Origin of the sequence: Nonomuraea aridisoli (genome assembly GCF_003236395.1) — a bacterium.
GTDB lineage: Bacteria > Actinomycetota > Actinomycetes > Streptosporangiales > Streptosporangiaceae > Nonomuraea > Nonomuraea aridisoli.
Map to the genome: position 1 here is coordinate 37,289 of NZ_POUD01000002.1, position 24,447 is coordinate 61,735.

The following is a 24,447-nucleotide window of genomic DNA, read 5'->3' on the forward strand; positions in this document are numbered from 1 at the left end:
CCTGACCATAGGGCACCACGACGCCTTCCACGTCTGTCGATGACATCCCCAGTCTGACCGCCGGTCGTCCACGCGCGCATCCCATATACGGGGCCGTCGACGGGCGTCGGGGAGCAGCCGTACCTGTCGGCGTCGCGGTCGGGCCGCGCTTCAGACGCCGCGTGATCAGGCGCCGAACGGACGCGCCGAGCGATGGCGGCGCGCGGTGCCGGCCATGGCCGTCGCGATGCTGATCACCGTTGTCTGTATCGCCGTCCTGCGGCTCGCGGGCCGGACCGACCGTTCCACCTCACCGGCTGCCCTCGGCCGACCTGGGGGCCTCCGGCTGACCCCGCACGATGAGCTCCCATCCTCGCGGGCTGAGGGCGTAGGCCGACACGCTGCCCGCGGCGAAGTGCCGCCAGGCGGCCGGGCGGGCGAACGTCGCCGCCGCGACCAGCCCCACCAGCAGCGCGCTGCGCGGATCCCGGCCCGGAGTCAGCTCCTCGGCGCTGCCCGCGTAGCCAGGTCCACCCCCGACAGCAGGGCGTCGACCGGCTCGACCAGGCGCGGGTTGACGTCGATGAACACCGGGCCCTGCTCGGTGAGGACGACGTCCGCCGACAACGCGCCGTGCCAGCCGAGCTCGCCGCCGAGCCTGCGCAGGTGGCCGGCGACCTCGGGCAGCGGCAGGCCCCGCTTGCGGCTCGCGCCGCCCCGCGCGCCCTCGCCAGTGCGTTCGCAGGCGTGGAAGGCCACCGGCGCGCCCGCGGCGAACACCGACTGCACCATCACCAGCGGACCGCGGACCTCCCGCTGCACGAGCATCGCGGACGAGCCGTCCAGGTCGGCGGGCCCCTCCAGACGGCGTACGCCGCTGGTCGCCGTACCGATCGGACGTTTGAGATAGGCGGGGAAGCCGTCCCAGGCGGCCAGTTCGGCGGTGCTCGTGACACCGCCGACGGGGGTTGCGGCAGACCGAGCCCGGCGAGGGTGGTGAAGGCCGACACCTTGTCCTGTACGGCGGCCAGCGCGGCGAACGGCGGCACCACCGTGGCCACCCTGCGCCGGCGCAGCGCCTCGGCGGCGCGTGACAGACGCGCGACCTCGGGACCACCGGCCTGGTCCCGCGCGGCGTCGATCACGGCTCAGCCGGGAAGGCGTCCGCGCCCGCGCGGGCGACCGTGATGTCCTGCTCGACGGTCCCGGCGCTCACGCCGATGGCGCCGGCGATCTCGCCGTCGGCCGCCGTCAGGGGGATGCCGCCGCCGAAGATCACCAGGCCGCCGTTGGTCACCTGGACGCCGAAGAGCGGCCCGCCGGGGGCGGCGGACGTGCCGAGGTCCTCGGTGGTCGTCGCCATCAGCGCGGCGGTCCTGGCCTTGCGGATGGCGATGTCGATGCTGCCGAGTTTCGCGCCGTCCTGGCGGGCGAACGCCAGGAGGTGCCCGCCGCCGTCGACCACGGCGACGTTCATCGGCCGGCCGATCTCCACGGCCCTGTCCAGTGCGGCGTCCAGCACGCGGCGGGCGCCCGCCAGGTCGAGCCGTACGGTCATGATGCAGCTCCCTTCGAGACGGGTTCCGGCGGCATGCCCTTGAACGGGATGCCGGCGACGAGCCGGCCCGCGTTGTGTCCCATGACCCGTGCGCCGCGCGCCGGGCCCGCCGCCACGGGTGCGTGCGGCGGGAGTTTGGCATGGTGCACGCACACGTCGCCCGCGGCGTCCACGCCCACGCCCACGTCGAGCTCGGAGGCCTGCGCCGCCGCGAACGCCAGCTCCCGCGCACCGCCCTCCCGAGCACGCCACGCCTCCTCGACGCGGTCCGGCCCGCCCTCCTCAGCTTGCTCGGCGCGGTCCGGCCCGCCCGTCTCCTCGGCCTGCTCGATGCGGAACGGCACGCCCTCCTCTTCCAGACCGGCCGTGACGTCGCCCAGGCAGCGGCGGCTCCGAGGTCCCGGGTGGTGGAGCACCACCACGGCGGGCCGGTGCCGTGCGGGGGAGTGCGGCATGTCGTTCAGTCTCCCCGCGCCCGCGTCGCCGCGTGGCTCGCGACCAGGCCGGTGGCGACCGCGTTGCGCGGGCCCTGGGCGCCGCGCACGTTGCCGGTGCCGCTGACGATGCCGAACTCCGCCAACGCCTCCGCGATCATGTCGGGGATCTCGAAGTCCAGCGCGGAGCCGCCCAGGACGACCACGAAGCCGATGTTCCTGACGGCGCCCCCGGGCGCCACCTGCTCCAGCGCGCGCAGGGCGTTGACCACGAAGACGCGCCGCTTGGCCGATCGGCGCACCTGGCGGATCTTCTCGACGGTGTGCCGGGTGGGGATCGGGCGCAGGCCGGTGTCGCCGAGCACGACGACCCGGGCGAACGCGTCGGCGGGCAGCGGCTCCCGGAAGAAGCGGACGGTGCCGTCCTCCATGCGGAGGTGGAAGAAGCTCTCCGCCTTCGCCAGCGGCGACCGTTTGATGTCCTCGGCGAGGGCGAGGTCGTCCAGGCCGAGCTCGGAGTCGATCAGGCTGGTGACGAGATCGCCCGCGCCGGCCAGGTGCACGGAGCGGACCAGGCCGTCCCCGGTGGCCAGCGCCGCGTCGGTGGACCCGCCGCCGAGGTCGAGGATCGCCAGCGGCAGCCCGGCGCCGGGGGTGGTGAGCGCGCCCAGCAGGGCCATGTCGGCCTCGACGCCCCCGATGAGCACGTCGGCGCCGAGCTCCGCGCGCAGCCGGGCGGCGAGGAGTTCCATCGGTCCCCTGGTGGTGCGGACCATCGCGGCCAGCGCGACCGCGTTCTCCAGCGCGAACTCGCCCGCCAGGCCGCCGGTGACGCGCTGCGGCACGAAGGTGTCCGCGGCGAGCACGTCCTGGATCCGCACGGCGTCGGCGGGCGTCGCGGTGAGCCGCGCCATGGTGTCGCGGACGCGGGCGAGCATCCCGCCGACGTGGGTGCCGGGCTCGCCGACGGCGTCGGCGAGGGGCCGCACCCGGCGCAGCGCCGCCATGATCTCGTCGGCGCCGGCGTCCACCTCGACGGTGCGTTTCACCGTCTCGCCGATCAGGGACAGCGTGCCGGCCGGGATCCTGCGGCCGGTGACGTCGCCGGCGGGGGTGCGCACCACGACGGCCGACCGGTTGCCCACCAGCGCCCGCGCCACCGGCGCGATCATGCGGGTCTGCTCGGGGTCGAGCCGGAACACCGTGGCGATGCCGTAGCAGTCCGACAGGGTCTTGATGGTACGGCCGGCCTCGGCGACCTCGACGGCGGCCCGCATGCCGAGCGGGACCCGGTCCACCAGCGTCACCTCGTCGACCACCGGAGCCGGCCGGTCCAGCCGGTTCGCGATCAGGTTGGCGTCGTCGGCCCGCACGATCACGCCGGTGACGTGGACGCCGCGCGCGGTGGCGGCGTTGATCCCGGCGGCGGCGTCCTCGAAGTCGACGCCCGCGCCGACGACGCAGACGACCTCGCCGCCGGGCGCGCACGCGGGCAGGTCGGAGAAGGCCACGGTGGTGCCGACGCCCAGCCCCACGCCGCCCGGGGTGTCCGGGTTGTGGCCGATCATCGTGGACTCCGTGATGATCGTCTCGCTGATCGTCTCCATCGCGAGCCCGCTGATCACCGGGGTTGCCTCGTTGACCAGCACCGCGTGGAGCCCGGCCGGGTCGCGACCGGCCACGGGGCCGGCTGCCGCCAGCGCCCGGCGCACGACGTCGGCGACGCCCGCGACGTTCTCCGTCGTGCCCTTGACGCCCGTGGTCCTGCCCAGCGCCGCGGCCAGGTAGATGACGGTCCCGTCGGCGGCGACGTCCGCGGCGCACGCCTCCGTGGTCGAGTTGCCGATGTCCACCCCGACGACCAGGCCCATGGCTCAACCGGCCGTACGGATCAGCACGTCCAGCTCCACCGGCTCCGCGCCCGGGCGCACGAACTCGGTCTCCTTGATGTGCAGCAGCGCCGCCTTGGCCTGCCAGCGGGGGCGGGCCATGTGGTCGTTGCGCGAGGGGACGGGTTCGGGCGACTCGCCCTTGGCGTACCGCGCGGCGTTGCGGCCGATCAGGCGGAACGTCTCCAGGTCCAGCAGCGGCGCCTGCGGGAACAGCTCCAGGTTGGACAGCCGGAGCAGGTCCTTCTGGTGGATCATGGTGGTGCCGCGGGACAGGATGCCGACGCCGATGCCCGATCCGGACAACCGTGCCGCGGCGTGCGCGATCGCCGCGAGGTCGGCGCTCGCCCGGAACCGGACCACGCGCGCGTGCATCCCCTGCTCCTCCACCCCGGCCAGCAGCTCGCGCAGCACGTCGGCGTGCGGGACGCCGACGATGGTCTTGGAGAAGAAGTCGCCGAACGCCGGGGACAGCCCGACGACCACCTCGTCGGATCGGCGCCCGGGCATCGCCGGGCCCTTCTCCCGCAGTTCGAGCGTCCGGGCTCCCGCCACGGTGTCGGTCATCGGTCGACCTCCTGCTCGGGGTTGCGGGCGCTGACGACGTGCCGCAGCCGTTTCATCTCCTCCCACCGCGCGCCGCTCGGCCGGTACCCGGTGCCGGGGCCGGCGTAGTCGTTGGCGTCGTTGACGGCCGACAGCGTGGTCAGCTCCGGGGTCAGGATCGCCGAGGTGTGCAGCAGGTCGCCGGACACCCGCTGCCGCAACACGCCGAGCAGCGCCTCGGCCACGTCGGGGAACCCGGAGGCGTCCAGCCCCTTGACGATGTCGAGGCCGGTGATGCCCCGGTCCATGACGGACTGCGCCGACTTGAGGTCCTCCAGCACGTCGCGGGGCGGCAGCTCCTTGCTGCCGTGGGCGTACGTGACCGCCTCGATCTCCTTGTCGCTGATCGGCGCGAGGCCGAGGTAGGCGAACACGCCCTGCAACGCCCGGGCGGCCCGGTCGCGGGCGGCCAGGATCTCCGCCTCGGGGACGTGCCGGAGGGCGCCGTCCACCTGCAGGTCACGCTGGATCACGTTCCAGTCGTCGAAGTCCTCCGGGTCGAGGTTCGAGCCGGCGAACATGTTGTCGTAGTTCGGCACGGCCGAGAACCCGGAGCAGATGAAGTCGGTGCCGGGCAGCAGCTGCGGCATCAGCCGGGCGGTGCGGCGCATGTCGGAGTGGGAGAAGGACTGGTCGTTGCCGGAGGCGCACTCCAGGTCGACGGTGCTGGCGATCAGGTTCTCCGCGAGCACCGCGCGGATCCCGGCGGGCACCGCGCCCGGCACGCCGATGCAGCTGATCGAGCCGTTCTGCAGGCCCTGCACCCCGGCCCCCTTGGCGACCAGGATGCAGCGGATCTCCAGGTACAACATCGACTTGCCTTCGGCGTTGCCCATCTGCACCTCCGAGCCGGTGCCGGAGGTGAAGCGCATCTTGATCCCCCGCGAGGCGTAGGCAGAGGCCAGGAACGCCTTCGACCAGGGGGTGTCGTCGCCGTCGCAGAAGACCTGCTCGGTGCCGTACACCGAGATGGTCTCCGCGTAGCCGGTGATGCCGCGCATGCCCAGCTCCAGCTCGGTGGCCTCCTCCAGCGCGCACTGGGTGAGCACGCCGGGACGGCCGCTCTGCGCGCCCACCTGCAGCGCGATGGCCACCAGCGGGGCGTACCGCACCACGCCGAGGGTGGTCTCCAGCTCCCGGAACCCGCGCAGCCCGGCCTCCGCGGCGTCCGCGGCGACCTGGACGGGGTTGTCCCGCGCGCTGGTCGAGTGCGCCTGGTTCGCGGGCGTACGGCGGGCCCGCATCTTCTGCAGCGCCATCATCATCTCGACCACGTTCATGGTCCTGACGACTTCGAGCAGCCGGGCCGGGGTGAGCCCGCACGACACGGAGAGCACCTCCTGCCGGGACACCTTCGGGTCCACCAGCAGGTGCGCGATCTCGGTGGGGGACAGGGCCATCGCCCGTACGGCCGCCGCGGCGTCGATGGCGTGGTCGGCGATGAACCGGTCGAGGAAGTCGAAGTCCTCCCTCGCCTTGCCGTCCATCTCCACGACGGTCCCGTTCTCCAGGCGGATGCCGCCCTTCGGGTCGTACGGGCTGTCCATGGCGACCATGCCGACCTCGGGCCATTCCTCCACGAAGCCGTCGAGGTTGACCGGCCGCTGCTCCAGCAGCTCGGTGCGCCTGGACCGGGGCCGGGCCGCCGGGGTCTGGTGGCCCGGCGCGCTCTGGATGGTCATGTCTCACCTTCCGGACGTGAAAGACGCGCTCAGCGCGCGAGGATGTCCCTGCGCTCGTAGACGTCGGCGGCCTCCCGGACGAGCCGCGCGCACAGCGTGGCGGCGTAGTCCCGTTCCAGCTCGTCGGCGATCCGGAGGAGCTCGTCCTTGGTGGCGGCGCGGGGGCGCAGCGCGTTGTAGACGGCCAGCACCTTCTCGTCGGGCAGCGCGGTCAGCTCGGCGGCCCTGCGGAGGTTCTGCCCGAGCTGCCTCCTGCCGGTGGATTCGGCGATCTGCGCCTGCAACTGCAGCGTCCGCGGCGTGATCCGCAGGTCGTCGGCGGTCACGGCGCCGCTCAGCACGGCCTCGATGGTGATGTCGTCGAGGGGCTTGCCGGTCGGCGTCCTGATCAGCTCGGGGCGGCGGGACGCCAGCGGGTAGTCGCGCCGCGGATCCAGCTCTTCGGGAGCCATCGGACCTTCTCTCGGATCGGCGGCGGAGCGCCGTCCGTGGCCGGCCGCCGCACCGCCGGGGTGCGAAGTCGGCCTCACCCTATGAAGTGGCACGTAGCACAAACGTAGCGCGCCGGGGTCAGTCGTCCTCGGCGAGCAACCACGCGAGCCGGGTCTCCGCGACCGCCCGTCGCGGGTCGCGCGCGGGCAGCTCGGCCACGAGACGTTCGAAGACCTCCAGGTCGTCGGCGCCCGGCTCGCTCTGGGCGAAGTCCCACAGCGCGTCGAGGTCGTGGTGGCCCAGCACGGCCGAGCGCATCGACGCGACCAGGCTGTGGCTCTCCGCCCGGATGACGGCGGACTCCGAGCCCGGCAGCAGCGGCGCCCGGCAGACCGCCACCGCGGCACGCACGTCCCCGGCGCGCAGCGCGGCCCGCGCGGTGAGGAAGTCGGCCTCGACCTCGGCCCGCAGCCGGTACGGCCGGGCGCGCATGGCGGACTCGCCGAGTCGCGCGCGCAACCGGTGGATCTCGGCGCGCACCGTCGCCGGGTTGCCGGCGTCGCCGTACAGCCGGAAGGCCACCTGCTCGGCGGTCAGCCCCGCCGGGTGCAGCGCGAACAGCGCCAGCAGTTCGGCCCACCGCAGTGTGAGCGGCAGCTCGCGGCCGTCCAGCACCGCCGCCGGCCGGTCGCCGAGGAAGGTCAGCGACAGCGTGGGGCGGCGCGGTGCGGTCCGCCCGCGGCGGGGCACCCTGAGCAGGTAGCCCCCGGGCAGCGGCTCGACCAGCGCCTCCCGGCCGTCGCCGATCGTGACCCGGTCCGCGCCGGCCGGGATCGTGACCCGGCTCGGCCACGGCCCGTACGGCTCGGCGGCGACGACCCGGCCGGTGACGGTGAGCAGCGCGCCCGGCTCGCCGCGCAGGCCCAGCAGGTGCGGCAGGTTCCGCTCCCTGAACCGTTCGTCGGACGACTCCATCAGCGCCCGCAGGTGGTTCTCGGCGAGCTGGGCGGCGGCGTTGACCAGGCAGACCACGGCCGGGTGCAGCCCCCGGAGCAGCCCGCTGACGTCGACAGCGCCTATGGGGTCACCGGTGTCGGGGTCGTGGATCGGCGCGGCGGCACAGGTCCAGCCGTGGTAGGTGCGCACCAAGTGCTCGGCGGAGTAGATCTGCACCGGGGAGTCGGTCGCCAGCGCGGTGCCCATCGCGTTGGTGCCGATGGCGTCCTCGGTCCAGCGGGTGCCCTCGCTCAGCCCGACCAGGTCGGCGCTGCGGCAGATGTCGCCGGGGCCCTCCCGCCAGAGGATGGTGCCCTCGGCGTCGGTCGCGATCATGACATGTCGGGACGTGTCGGCGATGCCGACCAGCAGGTCGCGCAGCAGCGGCAGCACGGCCCGCAACGGGTGGGCCGAGCGCGCGTCGGCGACCTCGTCCGCGCGGTACACCACCGGCGGCCGGTAGTCGTCCGGGTTCACGTGGGCGGCGAGCGAGCGCCGCCAGGACTCGGAGACCAGCGGGCGGGGCGGCGCCGGCGCGGTGCCGCCGCTCAGCGTCGCCTCGTACACCTGTTGCAGCAGGTGGAACTGGGCCTCAGGGTCCGACGCCAGGCGGGTGACCGCGGGCGCGGGCGTCGATGTCCGTTGTGCATGCATATGGCACTCCACAGCCGCCTGGACGGAACCCGCCCGACGGCCGTCACTACGGTGACCGGAGCCGTGGCAGCGGGCCGCACGGAGTCCGCACGGAGTCCGCACGGATCGGGCCGATCGGCCGTCCCCGTCGGGCGTTCGTTCGTGCAACGAAGCTGCAACGTTCGCTCCCTAAATTCCCATATAAGGGGACAAACCATGATATAGGGGGCAAACGGATGGCGACGTACGCCGCACCCGGCCGGCCGGGCAGCGTGGTGAGCTTCTGGCCGCGCTACGACCACTTCATCGGCGGGGAGTACGTGCCGCCCGCGCGGGGCGGGTACTTCGAGAACCCGACGCCCATCACCGGCGAGACCTTCACCGAGATCGCCCGTGGCACCGCCGAGGACGTCGACTACGCCGTGCACGCCGCGGAGGGCGCCGCGGCGGCGTGGGGTCACCGCCCGCCCGCCGAGCGGGCGCTGCTGCTGAACCGGATCGCCGACCGGATCGAGCAGAACCTCGAGGCCCTGGCGGTCGCCGAGACCTGGGAGAACGGCAAGCCGGTACGGGAGAGCCTGGCCGCCGACATCCCGCTGGCGGCCGACCACTTCCGCTACTTCGCCGGCGCGATCCGCGCCCAGGAGGGCATGATCTCCCAGCTTGACGCGGACACCGTGGCGTACCACTTCCACGAGCCGCTCGGCGTGGTCGGGCAGATCATCCCGTGGAACTTCCCGATCCTGATGGCCGCCTGGAAGCTGGCCCCCGCGCTGGCCGCGGGGAACACCGTGGTGCTCAAGCCGGCCGAGCAGACCCCGGCCTCCATCCACGTGCTGATCGGCCTCGTCGCCGACCTCCTCCCGCCGGGCGTGGTGAACGTGGTCAACGGCTTCGGCGTCGAGGCGGGCGCGCCGCTGGCCCGGCACGACCGGGTCCGCAAGGTGGCGTTCACCGGGGAGACCACGACGGGGCGCCTGATCATGCAGTACGCCAGCGAGAACATCGTGCCGGTGACGCTGGAGCTGGGCGGCAAGAGCCCCAACGTCTTCTTCGCCGACGTCGCCGCGGCCCGGGACGCCTTCTACGACAAGGCGCAGGAGGGCTTCGCGATGTTCGCGCTCAACCAGGGCGAGGTGTGCACGTGCCCGTCGCGGGCGCTCATCCAGTCGTCCATCTACAACGACTTCCTGGACGACGGCATCGCCCGGGTGGAGGGGATCGTGCAGGGCCACCCCCTGGACACCCGCACCATGATCGGCGCACAGGCGTCCAACGACCAGCTGGAGAAGATCCTTTCGTACATCGACATCGGCAGGAAGGAAGGCGCGAAGATCCTCACCGGCGGCGAGCGGGCGGACCTCGGCGGTGAGCTGTCCGGCGGCTACTACATCCGGCCGACGGTGTTCGAGGGCCACAACAAGATGCGGATCTTCCAGGAGGAGATCTTCGGTCCGGTGGTGTCGGTGACGCGGTTCGACGACTACGCCGACGCGATCAAGATCGCCAACGACACCCTGTACGGCCTGGGCGCGGCGGTGTGGTCGCGCGACCTCAACACCGCCCACCGGGCGGGGCAGGAGATCCAGGCGGGCCGCGTGTGGACCAACTGCTACCACGTCTACCCCGCGCACGCCGCGTTCGGCGGGTACAAGCAGTCGGGCATGGGCCGGGAGAACCACAAGATGATGCTCGACCACTACCAGCAGACGAAGAACCTGCTGGTGTCGTACTCCGAGCACGCCCAGGGACTGTTCTGAGATGCCCGGCGACGGCCGGGTGGACGTCACCGACGCCGCGGCCGGCCTGCTACGGCGGCTCACCGGACGGCACGGGCCGCTGATGTTCCACCTGTCCGGCGGGTGTTGTGACGGCAGCTCGCCGATGTGCTATCCGGAGGGAGAGTTCCGCACCGGAGCGGCCGACGTCCACGTGGGCGACCTCGCGGTGGACGGCGTGCGCGAGCCGATCCCGGTGTGGACGTCGGCCGCCCAGTTCACGTACTGGTGGCACACCCATGTCACGATCGACGTGGTGCCGGGCCGGGGGAGCGGCTTCTCCCTGGAGGCGCCGGAGGGCGTGCGCTTCCTGATCCGCTCCCGCCTGCTGGAGGGCGAGGAGTAGGGGTCGTCGAACGTCGAAGACGGCAAGTTAACAGCTATTTGGATCAAATAGACCTTTCCGGCATTCTGTACCCGTGCGCGTTGAGGTTCTCGGTCCCGTCAAGGCCTGCCTGGACACCGGCGAGTCCGTGGAGATCAGCGGAGTACGGCTCCGCATGCTGCTGGCCCGGCTCGCGCTGGAGCCGGGCCGACCCGTCTCCGCCGAGACGCTGATCGACGACCTGTGGGGCGAGGAGGCGCCCGCGGGAGCCTCCGCCGCCCTGCACAGCCTCGTCGCACGGCTGCGCAAGGCCCTGAGCGGAGCCGTGACCCTGGAGCTGGTCGCCGGCGGCTACCGGCTGCCCGTGAGTCCTCAGGACGTCGACGCCCGCCAGTTCGAGGAGCTGGCCGCCCGGGGCCGGCGCGAGCTGGCCGCGGGCATGCACAAAGAGGCCGCGGCCACCCTCGGCGCGGCACTGGACCTGTGGCAGGGCGCCGCCCTGGCCGACGTCCGGGAGGCGCCCTTCGCCGATCGGGTCGCCACGAGACTGCAGACCGTCCGCCACGCGGCCGCCGAGGACCGCATCGACGCCGAACTCCACCTCGGCAGGCATGCCGAGGTCCTGGCCGACCTGGAGTCGCTGGCCGCGGCCCACTCCCTGAGCGAGCGTCTGGCGGGGCTGCGGATGCGCGCCCTGGCCGCGGCCGGCCGCCAGGGCGACGCCCTGACGGTCTACGCGGACATCCAGGGCAGGCTGGCCGACGAGCTGGGCGTGGATCCCGCGCCGGAGCTGCAGGAGATCCACCTGGCGCTGCTGCGCGGGGAGATGAAGCGCCCCGAGGCGGCCGCGGAGACGGCTCCGAGCCGGCTGCCCGCCCAGCTCACCAGCTTCGTGGGCCGGGAGCCTGAGCTGGCACAACTGGCCGGCCTGCTGTCCGCGGGCCGGCTGGTCACCATCGTCGGCCCCGGCGGCTCGGGCAAGACCAGGCTCTCGCTGGAGGCCGTGGCCAGGGACCCGGCCCACGCGCGCGGGCGCGTCTGGTTCGTCTCGCTGGCCGGGGTCAGCGCGGCGGACCAGATCGTCGACGCGGTGCTGGGCGCGCTCCACGGCCGCCTCTACGAGGGAGGCGAGTCCACGCCCCTGGACCGGATCTGCGAGCTGCTCGACGTCGGCGACGGCCTCCTCCTGCTGGACAACTGCGAGCATCTGGTGGAGGCCGCCGCCGAGCTGGTCGGCCGGCTCCTGGTACGGCTGCCGCAGCTGCGCATCCTGGCCACCAGCCGCGAGCCGCTGGCCATCACCGGCGAGGCCCTGTGCCACCTGGGCCCGCTCGACGTGCCCAGAGATGCGGCGGTGGCGGCGGTGGCGGCGGCGGTGCGCCTGTTCGTCGACCGGGCGTCGAGCGTGCGGCCGGGCTTCGCGCTGGACGACTCCACGGTGGAGCCCGTCGTGGAGATCTGCTGGCGGCTGGACGGCATGCCGCTGGCCCTGGAACTGGCGGCCGCCAAGCTGCGCTCGATGAGCGTCGAGCAGATCGCCGGCCGTCTCGACGACCGCTTCCGCCTGCTCACCTCGGGAAGCAGGGCGGCCCTGCCCCGCCAGCGCACGTTGCTCGCGGTCGTGGAGTGGAGCTGGGACCTGCTGGACGATCAGGAGCGGGCGCTGGCCAGGCGCCTCGCCTTCTTCCCGGGCGGCGCGGACCTGCCCGCGCTGGAGGCGGTCTGCGCGGACGCGTCGCTGCCCGCCGAGGAGATCGTCTACGTGATCGGCTCCCTGGTGGAGAAGTCCATCGTCCAGGAGTCGGGCGACCGGTACCGCATGCTGGAGACCGTCCGCGCCTACGCGTCGGACCGGCTCGCCGAGTCGGGTGACGACCTCGCCGTGCCGTACTGCGACTACTTCCTCGCCCTGGCCGAGAGGAACGAGCCGCTGCTGCGGACCGGGGAGCAGCTGGCCGCGATCGCCGTCTTCGACGCCGAGTACGACAACCTGATGCACGGCCTGCGCCAGGCCGCCGACCCCTCCCACTTCGTGGGCGCCCTCTTCTGGTACTGGGGCATCAGCGGCAGGAGCGCGCAGTTCGAGAGCAATCTCCACTACGGCGTGGCGCTGCCCGAGCAGGCCAAGGCCGCCTTCGGCGTGGTACGGGCGAGCATGGACGTCGACTCGGCGGGAGTCAGGGAGTTCCACCCCGCCCGGCCGCTGATGCGGATGGCGCAGCTGGCCGCCGCCTCGGCAGGGGAGTCCGAGCTGCAGGACGCCCTGGTCTCGCCCGACCCCTGGGTGCGGGCCGGCGCCCACTGGGCCCGCGACTTCCTCCTGACCGAGCAGGGTGACCTGCACTCCGGCGCGTCCTCCCGCCGGGAGGCGCTGCGCGGCTTCGAGGAGGCCGGCGACCGCTGGGGGATCGTGATCAGCCTGCTGCCGCTGGCCCGCGACCACTCCGTGCGAGGCGAGCACGGCCCGGCCATCGCCGCGCTGGAGCGGGCCGTCGCCCTGAGCTCCGAGCTGGGCACGGAGGACCACCTCTACCTCAGCCGGGCCAGGCTGGCCCGCGAGCGCAGACGCCAGGGCGACCTCGACGGCGCGCTCCGCGACATCGAGGCCACCCACCGCCGGGCCAGGGAGCTCGGCCACCGGCGCATGGAGGTGAACATCCTGGTGGGCCTGGCCAACGTCCACCGGCTCTCGGGCGATCTGGAGCGGGCCGACCGGATCCTGGACGAGCTGGCCGCCGTCCAGGGCGAGTCCGCCAGGGACCTGCTCGTCAGCACCCGTCTGGAGAACCGGCTCGCCCAGGGCGACGCCGTCCAGGCCAGGAAGCTGCTGCCCGAGGCCGTCGGCTCGCTCATCACCCAGGGCTACAGCGCGGGCCTGGCCTGGGCCGCCGAGTTGCTGGCCGGCGTACTGGCGCTGGAGGACGACCCGGACGGGGCGGCCGCCGCGCTCGGCATGAGCCAGGTCATCCGCGGCGAGTTCGACCAGGGTGAGCCGGAGCTGCGCGCCCTGGCCGACCGGCTCACCGAGCGCCTGGGCGCTGAGGGCTACGCCCAGGCCTATCGCCTGGGCGCCGAGCTGCCCCGCCAGGACGCGATCGACCGGGTGGCCGTCCGCGTCCTGGCCGGTCAGGAGGCGTTCCTGCGGTAGGAGCGCATCGCCAGCGGGAAGAAGACGGCGATCGCGCCGGCCATCCAGGCCAGTGCGCCCAGCAGCGAGCCGGCGACCGGGCCGCCGTTCAGCAGGCCGCGCATGGCGTCGGACATGAGGCTGACCGGGTTGACGTCCGACCAGGTCCGCAACCAGCCGGGCATGGTCTGACTGGGGACGAAGACGTTGCTGGCGAAGGTGAGCGGCAGGATGAGGATCGTCATCAGACCGATGACCGAGCCGGGCGTCTTGACCAGCATGCCGACGTACACCGAGAGCCAGGCGAAGCTCAGGCCGAAGGCGAGCAGCAGGCCGATGCCCGCCAGGGCGGCGAGCGGGCCGGTGTGCATGCGGTAGCCCATGACCAGGGCGAGACCGAGCAGGACGGCCAGGGAGACCAGGGAGCGCACGAGACCGGCCAGCACGGCGCCGATCAGCGGCGCCGAGCGGGCGACCGGCATGCTGCGGAATCGGTCGAAGACCCCGGTGCGCGCGTCGGCGTTGAGCGAGACGCCGATGCCGATGCCGGCCTGGAAGACGGTCATGACCATGATGCCGGGGACGATGGCCCGCAGGTAGGCGTCGAGGTCCCCGCCGGCGATGGCGCCGCCGAAGAGGTAGACGAACATGAGCAGGAACACCACCGGCGTCAGGATGACGTCCACGAGCCGCACGGGCGATCTGCGGAGCTTGGCGACACCGCGCCCGGCCAGGACCAGGCTGTGCTGGAGGTCTTGGACCGGGGTGCTCATGCCGCGTTCCTCTCGCTGGTCGCGGTGAGCGCCAGGAAGACCTCGTCCAGACTGGGCAGGCGCAGCCCCAGCTCGTCGGCGGGGATCGCGGCCTGCTCCAGCCTCCTGACCAGGGCCGAGACCAGCATGGGATCGTCGGCGGGCGCGCTCAGCAGCCCGGTGTTCTCGTCGCGGGCGGGAGTCGTGCCGGTGAGCTCGGCCAGGATGCGGGTGGCCGCGTCCAGGTCGCCCCGCAGGGTGGGGCGGACGTGCAGGATCTGCCCGCCGATGCGGCGTTTCAGCTCGCCGGGGCGGCCCTCGGCGGCCACCTTGCCGCGGTCGACGACAGTGACGCGGTCGGCGAGCTGGTCGGCCTCCTCCAGGTGCTGGGTCGTGAGCAGGACGGTCGTGCCGTCGGCGACCAGCTCCCGGACCACTGCCCACAACTCGTTACGCGTGTGCGGGTCCAGGCCGGTGGTCGGCTCGTCCAGGAGGAGGATCCGCGGCCGGCCCACGAGGCTGGCGGCCAGGTCCAGGCGGCGGCGCATGCCGCCGGACAACGTGGCGATCGGCCGGCCGGCGGCCTCGGCGAGCTCGAAACGTTCCAGCAACTCCGAGGCCCGCGCCCGCGCCTGCCGCTTGGACAGGTTGAGCAGGCGGCCCAGCAACACCAGGTTCTCAACGGCGGACAGGTCCTCGTCCACCGAGGCGTCCTGCCCGGTCAGGCCGATCAGGCTGCGCACCCGGACCGGGTCACGCACCACGTCATGACCGCCGACCTCGGCCCGCCCACCGTCGGGACGGAGCAACGTGGCCAGGATCCGGACCGTGGTGGTCTTGCCGGCCCCGTTCGGTCCCAGGATGCCGACGACCTTGCCCACGGGGACCTCCAGGTCCACCCCCTCCAGCGCGGTCGTCCCGCCGTACCTCTTGATCAGCCCTTCGGCTCGGATCGCGTGCATCGCCTCTCCTCATCGTTCGACGAGCAAGAGGATGCCGGGAGCCGCTGACACGGCACGGACACCGCACTAACAGCAAGTCGGAACGGCTGGGTGAGGTCTCAGCCCGCCGCCGTCCCGGGCCCGGTGGTTCCGGTCAGGAGCACCAGCAGCGGCAGGGCGAGGTCGTTGACGGCGTGGACGGCCACGGCGGGCCGGATCGACCCTCTGCGGCGCATCATCTCGGCGCCGATGACGCCCACCACGAGGGCCGCGGGCAGCACGATGTTGATGCCGTGGAAGAAGGCGAAGACCACCGGGCCGCCGATGACGGGCCCGTAACGCAGCAGGGCGTTGCACGACAAGCGGTACGGTGTGCACGACGACGGTCCACGATCGTGACCACCGCCAAGCCGGACGACTTCTTCCACAAATTGTTCACGCAGTTGGTACCCCCATCAAGCTCGAGGGAAGAACTGGCACGCCAAGCGCTTCATCGACGCGATATGGCGTCTCTGCGACGATATGGCCGCCAAGCGCAAAGCTCGATCGAGCAGCCGTCCTTTGTGCCGCCGGCGACGTGTTGGGCGCCCTCACCAACCACGCGGCGGCGGTACCGCCCATCCTGCCCCTATCCGCACACGGCACCACCACGGCGACAGGATCCGCCGAGATAACGCTGACCCGGTCACGGCCAAAGTCACCGTTCACACGCCCACCGTCGAGGTCTTCGACCGCGCGCTGCAGCGGCTGCTGTGCACCGCGCCGCGCCCGGCGGCCTGTGGCTGATCACGTTGAGCCAGGTCGCGCCGCCACGCCGACGGCCGAAGTACTTCGAGTTCGGCCGCGCGTACACCGACGGCACCGGGACGACGAACCGCATGCCGTCGACCGAGGCGACCACCCCGCCGCCCCACGCCTGCGCGAGCGGGTGGTTGCCTGGCTCTGGATCACGATGGTGTTTGCGGCCCGGTAGGTCTCAAGCCGCAGATCGGTCTGGTCGACGTGGGACAGTCGTCCGTACTTCAGCGCGTCGATGAAGCCGGGACCAGCAGGGCTTGGCGCGTCGGCAACGCCTACTTGCGCAATGGTCGCAGCGCTCTGCCCCAGGCGATGACTTGGTCCAGCATGGCGACCAACGCGTCGCCCTGCTGGACCGATGGTTTGAGGACGCTGAAATGCTCGAAGTCGGTGAACAGTGACAGCGCCACCTGGGCCCGTACGTCCGCGACCTGGAGCTCGCCCATTACCAGTCGCAGGTGTTCCACCGCGCGGGTGCCGCCGTTGCTGCCGTAGCTGACGAATCCGGCCGCCTTGTTGTTCCATTCGGCATACAGGAAGTCGATGGCGTTCTTCAACGCGCCGGAGGTCGAGTGGTTGTACTCGGGCGTCACGAATACGTACGCGTCAAAGGAAGCGATCTTCGTAGCCCATGCCTGGGTGTGTGGATGGCTGTACTGGCCCACCGCCGCCGGCATCACCTCGTCCAGGTGCGGCAGGTCGAAATCCTTGAGATCCACCAGTTCGAACTCGGCATCGTCGCGTTTGGCCGCGAGGTCATGGACCCAATGAGCCACAGCCTTTCCGTTGCGTCCCGGGCGCGTGCTGCCGATGATGATGGCTACCTTTATCATGGCTTTTCTCCTCTGTTGCGGTCAGTTGGAACTGAGCGGCGGTCGCGGACGAATGCCTCGTCGACCGGCGTGGCCTGCGATAGCGCTGCGGGCTCGGAGCGCTGCACGGTGAAGCCCGATGTTGACGGCGGTGACGAGGTTGACGGCGGTGATGAGGAGGCACCGCAGCGTCCCTCGTGGGGTGCGGCGAGTCCGCCTGCGCCAGGAGCCGCCTTCCACGGGTCTTCCGCGAGTGTGCTGGCTGCTCCCGCCGGGCGACCCCATTGCGCTGGGCCCAGCCAAGCCGGTTCGCCAGGTGAACGATCTCGGCTAGGTGTTCAGAAGCGGGATCTGGTCATCCGCCGTCATGGGCGCGGCTGAACCGCCGCACCGTCAGCGGCACCAGGACAGCCAGCAGCAACGTGCACCAGCCAACGGTCGCCAGGACCGGATGGGCGAGCGGCCACGCCGCGTCGGCGGCTGGAGCCCCGGGGTTGCCGAACAGTTCCCGGCAGGCCGCCGTCGCGGCGCTCACCGGGTTCCATTCCGCGATCACGCGCAGGACGGTGGGCATTCCGTCGGTCGGGACGAACACATTGGAGAGCATGGTGACCGGCATCATCACCGGGCCCAGCTTCGCCCCCGCTTCTTCGTCCTTGACCAGGGAACCGATGTAGACGCCGATCCATGACATCGCGTACTGCAGCAATAGCAGCAGGCCGAACGCGGCCACGGCGGATCCTAGGCCGTTCTGGGCACGCCAGCCCACCAGGAGTCCCGTCGCGGCCATGATGGCCAGCGTGGCCGCGGCGATGATCAGATCGGATGCGGTCTGGCCGAACGGGACGGCCGAACGGGCGATCGGCATCGACCGAAGTCGGTCCATCACCCCCCGGCCGTTGTCGGCGGCCACGACGATCATCGAGCTCATCGTTCCCATGGTTATTCCCATGACGAACAGGCCGGGCATGAGGTATTCGCGGTAATTGGCGCCGTCACCGACGGAGATGGCACTGCCGAATACGTAACCGAACAAGAGCACGAACGCGAGCGGGAATGCGATCGTGCCGATGATGGCACCCGGGCTGTGCCGCAGTTGCGACAGGTTCCGGTAGGCGATCATCATTCCGTCACTCAGGCCGTGTCCGAGCCGGATCAATCCGCGGTTTCCTGTTCCGGCTGTGTCGATCACTGTCATGGAGTGGCCTCCTAAAGCCGTGTAGCGGGGTTTCGATCGTCGCTGCCGGCAGCTGCGTCCGTCAGCGTCAGGAACACCTCGTCCAGGGTCGGTAGCCGTACGGCCACATCCGCTGGATTCACGCCGGCGGCGTCCAGCCGGCGAACCACCTCGGGCAGCGACATTGACTCGCTGCCGAACGGCACGCTGAGCCGCCGCTGGTCGTGGTCCACGTCCGGAGCCACGCGCGCCATGCCGGCCAATGCGCGTTGAGCGACGTCAATGTCGTGGTCGGCGTGAACGACGACGTCGATCCGGCCGCCGATTCTTGCCTTCAGCTCTTTCGGCGCTCCCGAGGCGATCACGCGGCCACCGTCGATCACCGCGATGTGCTGGGCAAGCTGATCGGCCTCCGCCAGGTACTGAGTGGTCAGCAATACCGTCGCGCCTTGAGCAACCAGTTCTCGCGTCGTGTCCCAGATTTCGTTGCGGCTGCGGGGGTCCAGCCCGGTCGTGGGCTCGTCCAGGAACAGCACGGCGGGCGGGACCAGCATGCTGGAGATCAGGTCGAGGCGGCGCCGCATGCCGCCGGAGTAGGTCCGCACCAACCGGTCGGCTGCGTCCGCGAGCCCGAATCGCTCCAGCAGTTCCTCGGCCCGCCGACGGGCCTCGGCGCGCCGCAGGTGTAAGAGGCGGGCGAAGATGTAGAGGTTCTCCCGGCCGGTGAGGTCTTCGTCCAGGGCCGCATGCTGACCGGTCAACCGAATGTGGCGGCGGACCTGACGCGACTGGCGTACCACGTCGTAGCCAGCGACGGTCGCTCGCCCTTCGTCCACGGTGGTCAATGTCGCCAGTATGCGGATGGCGGTGGTCTTGCCCGCCCCGTTGGGCCCCAGGACGCCGAAGATCGTCCCGGCCGGCACCGCTAGATCTAGCCCTGCGAGGGCCTGTGTCCTGCCGAAACGCTTGCGTAGTCCTTCTGTGACGACAATCGCGTCACTGCTGCGAATGTCCACCCGGCCTCCTTGAAGCGAATTCGAGTACGGTCTATGCGAAATGTGACCCTAGCTTTCGGGTACGATGTACGCAAGCACCGCAGGCAAGACGGCATGATGGAGGCATAGGGAGAATGACCGACAGAACCCCCGCTCGATCCGAGCTGCCGTCCGAAGCACGTCTTTGGCGGCCTTCGTCTCGGTCAACGGATTCTGCGCGTGGACGGCCTCCCGGTTACAGTCGCGCCCAGATCGCCGAGGCCGCCATCAAGATCGCCGACGCGGAGGGCGTCGAAGCACTCTCCATGCGCAAGGTCGCGACAGCCCTGGGAACCGGCGCGATGAGCCTTTACCGGTATGTCAAGAACAAGGAGGCACTATGTCAACTGATGGTCGACCACATGGTGGGCCAGGCCGTGCTGCCAGAACGTACCGGCGAATGGCGCACCGATCTGCGGGCGTTGGCCGTGGCACAACGGATGACGCAACTGGCCCATCCGTGGCTCGCCGGAATCGCGGCCGGCCGGCCCACCATGGGTCCGAACACGCTGCGCATGCTGGAACACGGCATGTCCATCCTCGACGGCCTTGGACTCTCCCTCGCTGAGATGCTGGAGATCTACTCGTTGATCAGCAGTTGGGTCAACGGGTTCGTGCGGGAGGAGTTGACCGAAGAGGCGGTCCGCGAACGGAGCGGACTCAGCGTGCAGGAATGGCGCCAGAACATCGCACCGTACATCGAAAACCTGATGAGCAGCGGTGACTATCCATACTTCACGCGTATCGTACGCGAGGGCATCGACCATGACTTCGATATGCGGTTCGAACGCGGGCTTGACAGGATCATCGCCGGTATCGCTGCGACTCTCCCTAGCAGATGAGCCAGTTCCGGACTGCCGGCCCGTTGAAAGCCCATAGTGGCCTTCCGTGCGGATGGCGAAGCCGCCGGTCAGGCGGGCGTAGGTGTAGCCGTTGCGCAGGTCTCTCCGCGAAGCCATGGTGACCAGGGCTGTCAGGTTGAAAGACTCCAGTTCACTACAGGCCACGGGCTTGGATGGATAGTTGCTTTCGGGTAAACCGGTCGAGGTCCAAGCGAACGCCTGTCATCGCCTCTACGGTTGCCAGGGCGGCCTCCCAGTGCGGATATCTGGGATAGGGCGGAGCGTCGAATGCCCCTGCACGGTCATCTGCCTCCCTTTGTGCCACAAGCGCCCGAATCGCTCCAAGATAATCGTCCAGCGCCCGTGGATTTCGGCCCGTGCACTCCGCGGGACTAGGACGAAAAACGTCCACCTTGGTGATGAGGTCTCCGTCGGCGGCGTAGAACAAGCGGTTGGTGTTGTTGACCAGCCACCAGAAACCCCACGCCTGTGCGTTCTCGGTCAGGCGGGTCCAGATATCGGGATCGCTGATATAGGCGTTGGCGGCCAGCACGATCACATCGTGACCGCTCTGTTCCAGAACGACGACCTTCTCCCGCCCCGGCTCCAGCACCGTGCGGGGAATCGCCGTGTCGAGGTTGGCATCCAGCCGATGGGCGACATCGGTGACCGTGAGGGGCTCTGCCCGCCCTCGCACGACCATCCAGAACATCGCGTTGTTGATATAGGGATCCAGCCGGTCCAGATCCTTGAGGAGCTGTACGTAATAGTTGATCATCTCGGACGTAACTGGACTCATGTTCTTCCCTTTCGATGAGTGGAGACGACAGGGTAGCGACCGACCACGACAATTCCGATCACAAGAAGTGGCTCTGCTGGGGCAGCCCAGCCGAGCGTCTCGCTGTGCTTCTCGACGCGAGAGATCAGTCACCGTGTTGCGACAACGTCTGGAATTCACCCGGGCTCGGCCGAGGAACGCGTCCACCTCGGGCCCCGACGGCGATCTGGATGATCAGCCGGGCACCGAGGCGGGCGACGTCCTCAATGACCTCGACGCTCGGCGAGCGCGGCCAGGCCGAGGCCGCGGCCCAGCCGTTTGTGCTCGTGCACCACGAGCGTGACCGCGACCCCGGTCGAGCGGAGCCGGCGGGCCAGGGCGACGGCCCTGTCGAGTTCGGGCCGGGTGGTGGCGCGGGTGGACATCTTCTCGGAGAAGATGCGGGTGATGCCGGTGGCATTGAGCGCGTCGAGCTGGGTGTCCAGGGACTGGCGGACGGTGGAGGCGCGGGCGTATCCGATCCGCACGTGCCCGGCCGGTTCGATGCTCGCTGCGGCAGGGCAGGGCAGTTCGATCCAGAGCGTACCCGGCTTGCGGACTGGTGGGGTGGTCACGGTGAGCGCCTTGGCGAGCGCGGGCACGAGGCGGAAGCGGGCGGTGTGGTACTGGACGGCGACCTTGCCCTTTGCCGGTTCGGCGGGTGAGCCGGCCGGGGCGGCGCAGGAGGTCATCGGGCAGGCGTGGGCCTCCACGCGGAGGTAGTCGTCGTCCCGCCCCCGAGATCGTTTCATAGGAGTGTTTCATCCGGCCACTTTGTTTGCGCCGACGTATGAAACAACGTTGGCCCTGGACGGGCTCGGCACGCGACGCGTGCTTCATAGGTGGTCGCTTATGAAACAGCGGCCACCGCCGCTACGTCGATGTCGCTCCGATAGCGACTCGGCCGTGCGAGTCTCAAAGGGCAGCGCCGAAGCAGCGCATGGCGTCGGCTGGGCGACCATCTGACGGCGCACGGCCTGGTGCTGGAGATGCTCGCCGGGCCGCTGTCCGGTATCTACGGTCCCACCGGTCCGGGCCGCATCCTGTTTGGCTTCTAGGTCGGGTCGCCTGGAGATGCGAATCCCCGGGCGACGCGATCTAAAGGTGATTGACTTGAACCCGAGGGTCAGAGGTGGTCTCGTCGGTGGTGTCGAGGCGCTGCGTCATCATGGCCTGTCCGGACGTCCAGCCGCCGTCCGCCGTGATCTCCTCCGGGACGCCGATCCGGCCCAGCGGGTGGCCGGGATGGTAGCCGGCGGGGCGGCCGGGCACCAGCGCGGTGAGCTGGTCCCGCAGCCGGTTGGTGAGCCACGACGGCAGGGCAGGCGCAGGTCCTCCTGGGGAGGACGAAGCGTCGCATCGAGGCTCGTGCCTGCTCTTTGCCTATCCGATATTCGAGGCCTATCTGATGCCGAGCGCCCCGCTGGGGCACAGCCGGACGGCCTCGGCCGCGGCCTTGCGCAGTTCCTCGGGCGGGTCCGGTAGGACTACCGCGACCAGTCCGTCGTTGTCGCCCTGGTCGAAGACCCCCGGCGCGGTGAGCGCGCACATGCCGGCGCTGATGCAGATGGTGGTGTCGGCGGTGATCCGCATGCTCCACCTACCAGGTGACGGGCAGTTCGTGGACGCCGTACGCGAGATTGCCGTGTTTGTAGGGCAGTTCGTCCACCGGCACGGCGACCCGCAGGGCGGGGATGCGCTCGAAGAGGGTGGCGAACACGATCTCCAGCTCGGCCCGGGCGAGGTTCTGCCCAAGGCACTGGTGCACGCCGTAGCCGAAGGCCACGTGGTGCCGGTTGCCGCGGTGAACGTCGAGCCGCTCGGGCTCGGGGAACACCGCGGGGTCCCAGTCGGCCGCGGCCAGCAGGGCGATGACCCCCTCGCCCGCTCGGATCCGGGTGCCGCTGAGCTCGGTTTCCTCGGCCGCGATCCTGGTGGTGACGAGGTCGGCGATACTGAGGTAGCGCAGCAGCTCCTCGATGGCGTCGGGGAGCAGCTCAGGGTTCTCCCGCAGGGCGGCGAGCTGGTCAGGGTGCTCCAGAAGCGCCACGGTGCCCAGCGAGATCATGTTCGCCGTGGTCTCGTGTCCTGCGTTGAGCAGCATCAGGCACATCATGAGCAGCTCATCCCGGCGGAGCTCGCCGACGGGCTCCAGGTGCTCGGTGACCAGCTTGCTCAGCAGGTCGTCGCCGGGCTCCTGCTGCTTGCGGGTGATCAGGCCGTCCATATAGGCGCGGAGCTCACCCAACGCGGCCGCGAACTGCTCCGCGGTGCTCTGCCCTGACACGCCGACCTTGCTCCTGCTCTGGAAGAACTCGTGGTCGTCGTAGGGCACTCCGAGCAGCTGGCAGATCACCAGTGACGACACTGGGAGCGCGAACGCCTCGACCAGGTCCACCGGCGGGGTCATGGCGAGCAGGTCGTCGAGCAGCCTGTTCACCGAGGCCTGGATGCCGGGCCGCATCGTCTTGATGCGCTTGAGGGTGAACTCCTGGATGAGCATGCGCCGATAGAAGCTGTGCTGCGGCGGGTCCATGCGGATGAACGGCGGGCGCCGCAGAACCTGCGCCTGCCCCGGCAGAAGCGTGGGGAAGCCGGGGCGGGTGCCGTCGGCACTGAACACCGGACTGCTCAGCACGGTCCGGACATCTTCATACCGGGTCACCAGCCAGGCGGCGCCGCCGGTGGGCAGTCGCACCTTGGAGACGGGTTCCTCGGCGCGCAGCCGGTCGTACTCCGGCGGTGGGGCCAGCGGGCACTGCCTCCGGAGCGGGAAGCTCCGGCTGTCAGGAGTCGTGGTCTGGGACATCAGCCTCTCCTCAATAAGTGGAGGAAAACCCTTCGGTTGCTGTTAGCGGTAAGCTAGCACAAACGAAGGGTTTCCCTCCACATCAAGGAGATGGGTACCGGTTGGCCGAGAACACGACCCGGCTGCGGGCGGACGCCCGCCGCAACCGCGAGCAGATCATCATCGCGGCCCGCGAGGTCTTCCTCGAGCAGGGCATCCACGCGCCGCTGGAGGAGATCGCCCGCCGAGCCGGCATCGGCATCGCCACCCTCTACCGCCGCTTCCCCGACCGCCACACGCTCGTCCAGCAGGTCGCCCTGGACAACCTGACCCTGGTCGGCGAGGAACTGGACCGCGCCGCCGGCGCGCACCCCGACGCCTGGGGCGTGCTCACACAGCTCATACGCCGCCTCGTGGAGTTGCGGCTCGGCGTCATCATGCCGGTGCTGCTCCCCGGCCTGGAGCAGGACGCGCGCGGCGAAGGGGGAACGCTGAAGGCGCGACGCGACCAGCTCTACGAGCAGATGGAGCAGCTCACCCGCGCCGCCCAGCAGGAGGGCCGGCTCCGCCAAGGCATCAACCCCATCGACATCTGGCTCGGCGTCATCAAGCTGTCCCGCCCGCTGCCTGTCGTCGGTGCCGAGCTGAACCGGCTGATCACCGACCAGCAGCTGGAGCTGTTCCTCGGCGGCCTCAACGCCACGGCGCTGGACGCCTCCGAGCCGCTGCGCAGGCAGCCGCTGACCCTCGACGACCTGGACCGCCACCTCAGAATGGCGGAGTAGCCGGCTCGACGTCCGCCGGAGGGCCTCGCCAAGCTGCAGGCGCTGACCGGCCGCTCCATCCACCACCCCGGTGCAGGCCGCCGAACTGCTCCTTGCCCTGGAAACGGTCGGCCTCCCAGGCCGCTCATCTGAAAGAGAGATGACAGGGACTTGCTGACCAGCGAGAACCCCACTGACGCCGGATTCTGTTCCAAATCTCTCCGACCCCCGTTTCGTAGAGCATCCGCCAGAGCACTCACTCCCTGAGGGCGTGCCGGTCGTC

The 24,447-nt window shown here is 70.7% G+C and carries 24 protein-coding genes and 1 pseudogene; 5 read left to right on the plus strand and 20 right to left on the minus strand.

Going from position 1 to position 24,447, the window contains the following annotated elements; all coding sequences use genetic code 11:
* Positions 1–289: 289 nt before the first annotated feature.
* The 9 genes from C1J01_RS49495 to C1J01_RS00860 all read right to left on the minus strand — a co-directional run bounded on the left by C1J01_RS49495 (position 290) and on the right by C1J01_RS00860 (position 8,230).
* Positions 290–445 (minus strand): hypothetical protein, encoded by a 156-nt coding sequence (locus C1J01_RS49495; RefSeq protein ID WP_181448506.1) that lies wholly within the window; start codon positions 443–445, stop codon positions 290–292.
* A 32-nt stretch (positions 446–477) separates the two neighbouring features.
* The gene (locus C1J01_RS00825) at positions 478–807 is read right to left on the minus strand and encodes an ATP-grasp domain-containing protein (RefSeq protein WP_111175107.1); all 330 of its coding nucleotides are present in this window, start codon (positions 805–807) and stop codon (positions 478–480) included.
* Positions 808–1,120: 313 nt separating this feature from the next.
* Positions 1,121–1,537, minus strand: coding sequence for a GlcG/HbpS family heme-binding protein (locus C1J01_RS00830; protein WP_111175108.1), 417 nt, complete (start codon positions 1,535–1,537; stop codon positions 1,121–1,123).
* Complete coding sequence (locus tag C1J01_RS00835; RefSeq protein ID WP_111175109.1) at positions 1,534–1,992, minus strand: glycerol dehydratase reactivase beta/small subunit family protein; 459 nt, start codon at positions 1,990–1,992, stop codon at positions 1,534–1,536. Before C1J01_RS00835 ends, C1J01_RS00830 begins: the two co-directional genes overlap by 4 nt.
* 5 nt (positions 1,993–1,997) lie before the next feature.
* Positions 1,998–3,842: a diol dehydratase reactivase subunit alpha gene (locus tag C1J01_RS00840; protein WP_111175110.1), complete on the minus strand. Its 1,845-nt coding sequence runs from the start codon at positions 3,840–3,842 to the stop codon at positions 1,998–2,000.
* A gap of 3 nt (positions 3,843–3,845) precedes the next feature.
* On the minus strand, positions 3,846–4,427 hold the full coding sequence (locus C1J01_RS00845; protein ID WP_111175111.1) for a propanediol/glycerol family dehydratase medium subunit: 582 nt from the start codon (positions 4,425–4,427) through the stop codon (positions 3,846–3,848).
* Entirely contained in the window at positions 4,424–6,148 is a 1,725-nt protein-coding gene (locus tag C1J01_RS00850) for a propanediol/glycerol family dehydratase large subunit (protein ID WP_111175112.1), read from the minus strand. Before C1J01_RS00850 ends, C1J01_RS00845 begins: the two co-directional genes overlap by 4 nt.
* Before the next feature lie 29 nt (positions 6,149–6,177).
* Complete coding sequence (locus C1J01_RS00855; RefSeq protein ID WP_111175113.1) at positions 6,178–6,600, minus strand: diol dehydratase small subunit; 423 nt, start codon at positions 6,598–6,600, stop codon at positions 6,178–6,180.
* A 118-nt stretch (positions 6,601–6,718) separates the two neighbouring features.
* Entirely contained in the window at positions 6,719–8,230 is a 1,512-nt protein-coding gene (locus tag C1J01_RS00860) for a helix-turn-helix domain-containing protein (protein ID WP_111175114.1), read from the minus strand.
* Between the two features lie 215 nt (positions 8,231–8,445).
* Here C1J01_RS00860 and exaC point away from each other — a divergent pair, with 215 nt between their 5' ends.
* The 3 genes from exaC (at position 8,446) to C1J01_RS00875 (ending at position 13,460) form a co-directional block, all read left to right on the plus strand.
* On the plus strand, positions 8,446–9,969 hold the full coding sequence (gene exaC / locus C1J01_RS00865) for an acetaldehyde dehydrogenase ExaC (protein ID WP_111175115.1): 1,524 nt from the start codon (positions 8,446–8,448) through the stop codon (positions 9,967–9,969).
* A gap of 1 nt (position 9,970) precedes the next feature.
* On the plus strand, positions 9,971–10,333 hold the full coding sequence (locus C1J01_RS00870) for a DUF779 domain-containing protein (RefSeq protein WP_111175116.1): 363 nt from the start codon (positions 9,971–9,973) through the stop codon (positions 10,331–10,333).
* 73 nt (positions 10,334–10,406) lie between these two features.
* Positions 10,407–13,460, plus strand: coding sequence for an AfsR/SARP family transcriptional regulator (locus C1J01_RS00875; protein ID WP_111175117.1), 3,054 nt, complete (start codon positions 10,407–10,409; stop codon positions 13,458–13,460).
* On the opposite strand, the gene C1J01_RS00880 is transcribed toward C1J01_RS00875, so the two are convergent.
* From C1J01_RS00880 to C1J01_RS00910, 7 genes and pseudogenes are all read right to left on the minus strand, one after another.
* Positions 13,439–14,212, minus strand: a complete 774-nt coding sequence (locus C1J01_RS00880) for an ABC transporter permease (RefSeq protein WP_111175118.1) — start codon at positions 14,210–14,212, stop codon at positions 13,439–13,441. The two genes, C1J01_RS00875 and C1J01_RS00880, sit on opposite strands and share 22 nt — an antisense overlap.
* Positions 14,209–15,153, minus strand: a complete 945-nt coding sequence (locus C1J01_RS00885) for an ATP-binding cassette domain-containing protein (protein WP_111175119.1) — start codon at positions 15,151–15,153, stop codon at positions 14,209–14,211. Before C1J01_RS00885 ends, C1J01_RS00880 begins: the two co-directional genes overlap by 4 nt.
* A 98-nt stretch (positions 15,154–15,251) precedes the next feature.
* On the minus strand, positions 15,252–15,494 hold the full coding sequence (locus tag C1J01_RS00890; protein WP_235854154.1) for a CPBP family intramembrane glutamic endopeptidase: 243 nt from the start codon (positions 15,492–15,494) through the stop codon (positions 15,252–15,254).
* A 335-nt stretch (positions 15,495–15,829) separates the two neighbouring features.
* Positions 15,830–16,054: pseudogene (locus C1J01_RS51035) on the minus strand (Tn3 family transposase); the annotation flags it as partial.
* A gap of 151 nt (positions 16,055–16,205) precedes the next feature.
* Positions 16,206–16,763, minus strand: coding sequence for an NADPH-dependent FMN reductase (locus C1J01_RS00900; protein ID WP_111175121.1), 558 nt, complete (start codon positions 16,761–16,763; stop codon positions 16,206–16,208).
* A 334-nt stretch (positions 16,764–17,097) separates the two neighbouring features.
* Positions 17,098–17,940, minus strand: a complete 843-nt coding sequence (locus C1J01_RS00905; RefSeq protein WP_111175122.1) for an ABC transporter permease — start codon at positions 17,938–17,940, stop codon at positions 17,098–17,100.
* Between the two features lie 11 nt (positions 17,941–17,951).
* The gene (locus tag C1J01_RS00910; protein WP_111175123.1) at positions 17,952–18,935 is read right to left on the minus strand and encodes an ATP-binding cassette domain-containing protein; all 984 of its coding nucleotides are present in this window, start codon (positions 18,933–18,935) and stop codon (positions 17,952–17,954) included.
* A 113-nt stretch (positions 18,936–19,048) separates the two neighbouring features.
* Here C1J01_RS00910 and C1J01_RS00915 point away from each other — a divergent pair, with 113 nt between their 5' ends.
* Positions 19,049–19,795, plus strand: coding sequence for a TetR/AcrR family transcriptional regulator (locus tag C1J01_RS00915; RefSeq protein ID WP_111175124.1), 747 nt, complete (start codon positions 19,049–19,051; stop codon positions 19,793–19,795).
* 154 nt (positions 19,796–19,949) lie between these two features.
* Here C1J01_RS00915 and C1J01_RS00920 read toward each other — a convergent pair whose 3' ends face one another.
* From C1J01_RS00920 to C1J01_RS00945, 4 genes are all read right to left on the minus strand, one after another.
* Positions 19,950–20,573, minus strand: a complete 624-nt coding sequence (locus C1J01_RS00920) for a DUF6461 domain-containing protein (protein ID WP_111175125.1) — start codon at positions 20,571–20,573, stop codon at positions 19,950–19,952.
* A gap of 263 nt (positions 20,574–20,836) precedes the next feature.
* Positions 20,837–21,364, minus strand: coding sequence for a recombinase family protein (locus C1J01_RS00925; protein ID WP_235854156.1), 528 nt, complete (start codon positions 21,362–21,364; stop codon positions 20,837–20,839).
* Between the two features lie 649 nt (positions 21,365–22,013).
* Positions 22,014–22,205 carry a ferredoxin gene (locus C1J01_RS00940; RefSeq protein WP_111175126.1) on the minus strand — a complete coding sequence of 64 codons (192 nt, stop codon included), beginning with the start codon at positions 22,203–22,205 and terminating at the stop codon, positions 22,014–22,016.
* 7 nt (positions 22,206–22,212) lie between these two features.
* Positions 22,213–23,421, minus strand: coding sequence for a cytochrome P450 (locus C1J01_RS00945; protein WP_111175127.1), 1,209 nt, complete (start codon positions 23,419–23,421; stop codon positions 22,213–22,215).
* A 101-nt stretch (positions 23,422–23,522) separates the two neighbouring features.
* Between C1J01_RS00945 and C1J01_RS00950 the strand changes: the two genes are divergently transcribed.
* A complete protein-coding gene (locus tag C1J01_RS00950) occupies positions 23,523–24,185 on the plus strand; it encodes a TetR/AcrR family transcriptional regulator (RefSeq protein ID WP_181448507.1) in 663 nt (220 codons plus the stop codon).
* Positions 24,186–24,447 lie beyond the last annotated feature (262 nt).

Bases quoted from the DNA above. Each gene is read 5' to 3' on its own strand.
- C1J01_RS00840 (WP_111175110.1), bottom strand. From the start codon at position 3,842: ATGGGCCTGGTCGTCGGGGTGGACATCGGCAACTCGACCACGGAGGCG.
- C1J01_RS00925 (WP_235854156.1), bottom strand. From the start codon at position 21,364: ATGAAACGATCTCGGGGGCGGGACGACGACTACCTCCGCGTGGAGGCC.
- C1J01_RS00855 (WP_111175113.1), bottom strand. From the start codon at position 6,600: ATGGCTCCCGAAGAGCTGGATCCGCGGCGCGACTACCCGCTGGCGTCC.
- C1J01_RS00885 (WP_111175119.1), bottom strand. From the start codon at position 15,153: ATGCACGCGATCCGAGCCGAAGGGCTGATCAAGAGGTACGGCGGGACG.
- exaC (WP_111175115.1), top strand. From the start codon at position 8,446: ATGGCGACGTACGCCGCACCCGGCCGGCCGGGCAGCGTGGTGAGCTTC.
- C1J01_RS00835 (WP_111175109.1), bottom strand. From the start codon at position 1,992: ATGCCGCACTCCCCCGCACGGCACCGGCCCGCCGTGGTGGTGCTCCAC.
- C1J01_RS00850 (WP_111175112.1), bottom strand. From the start codon at position 6,148: ATGACCATCCAGAGCGCGCCGGGCCACCAGACCCCGGCGGCCCGGCCC.
- C1J01_RS00870 (WP_111175116.1), top strand. From the start codon at position 9,971: ATGCCCGGCGACGGCCGGGTGGACGTCACCGACGCCGCGGCCGGCCTG.
- C1J01_RS00920 (WP_111175125.1), bottom strand. From the start codon at position 20,573: ATGATCAACTATTACGTACAGCTCCTCAAGGATCTGGACCGGCTGGAT.
- C1J01_RS00940 (WP_111175126.1), bottom strand. From the start codon at position 22,205: ATGCGGATCACCGCCGACACCACCATCTGCATCAGCGCCGGCATGTGC.
- C1J01_RS00845 (WP_111175111.1), bottom strand. From the start codon at position 4,427: ATGACCGACACCGTGGCGGGAGCCCGGACGCTCGAACTGCGGGAGAAG.
- C1J01_RS00945 (WP_111175127.1), bottom strand. From the start codon at position 23,421: ATGTCCCAGACCACGACTCCTGACAGCCGGAGCTTCCCGCTCCGGAGG.
- C1J01_RS00825 (WP_111175107.1), bottom strand. From the start codon at position 807: ATGCTCGTGCAGCGGGAGGTCCGCGGTCCGCTGGTGATGGTGCAGTCG.
- C1J01_RS00830 (WP_111175108.1), bottom strand. From the start codon at position 1,537: ATGACCGTACGGCTCGACCTGGCGGGCGCCCGCCGCGTGCTGGACGCC.
- C1J01_RS00880 (WP_111175118.1), bottom strand. From the start codon at position 14,212: ATGAGCACCCCGGTCCAAGACCTCCAGCACAGCCTGGTCCTGGCCGGG.
- C1J01_RS00900 (WP_111175121.1), bottom strand. From the start codon at position 16,763: ATGATAAAGGTAGCCATCATCATCGGCAGCACGCGCCCGGGACGCAAC.
- C1J01_RS00915 (WP_111175124.1), top strand. From the start codon at position 19,049: ATGACCGACAGAACCCCCGCTCGATCCGAGCTGCCGTCCGAAGCACGT.
- C1J01_RS00905 (WP_111175122.1), bottom strand. From the start codon at position 17,940: ATGACAGTGATCGACACAGCCGGAACAGGAAACCGCGGATTGATCCGG.
- C1J01_RS00860 (WP_111175114.1), bottom strand. From the start codon at position 8,230: ATGCATGCACAACGGACATCGACGCCCGCGCCCGCGGTCACCCGCCTG.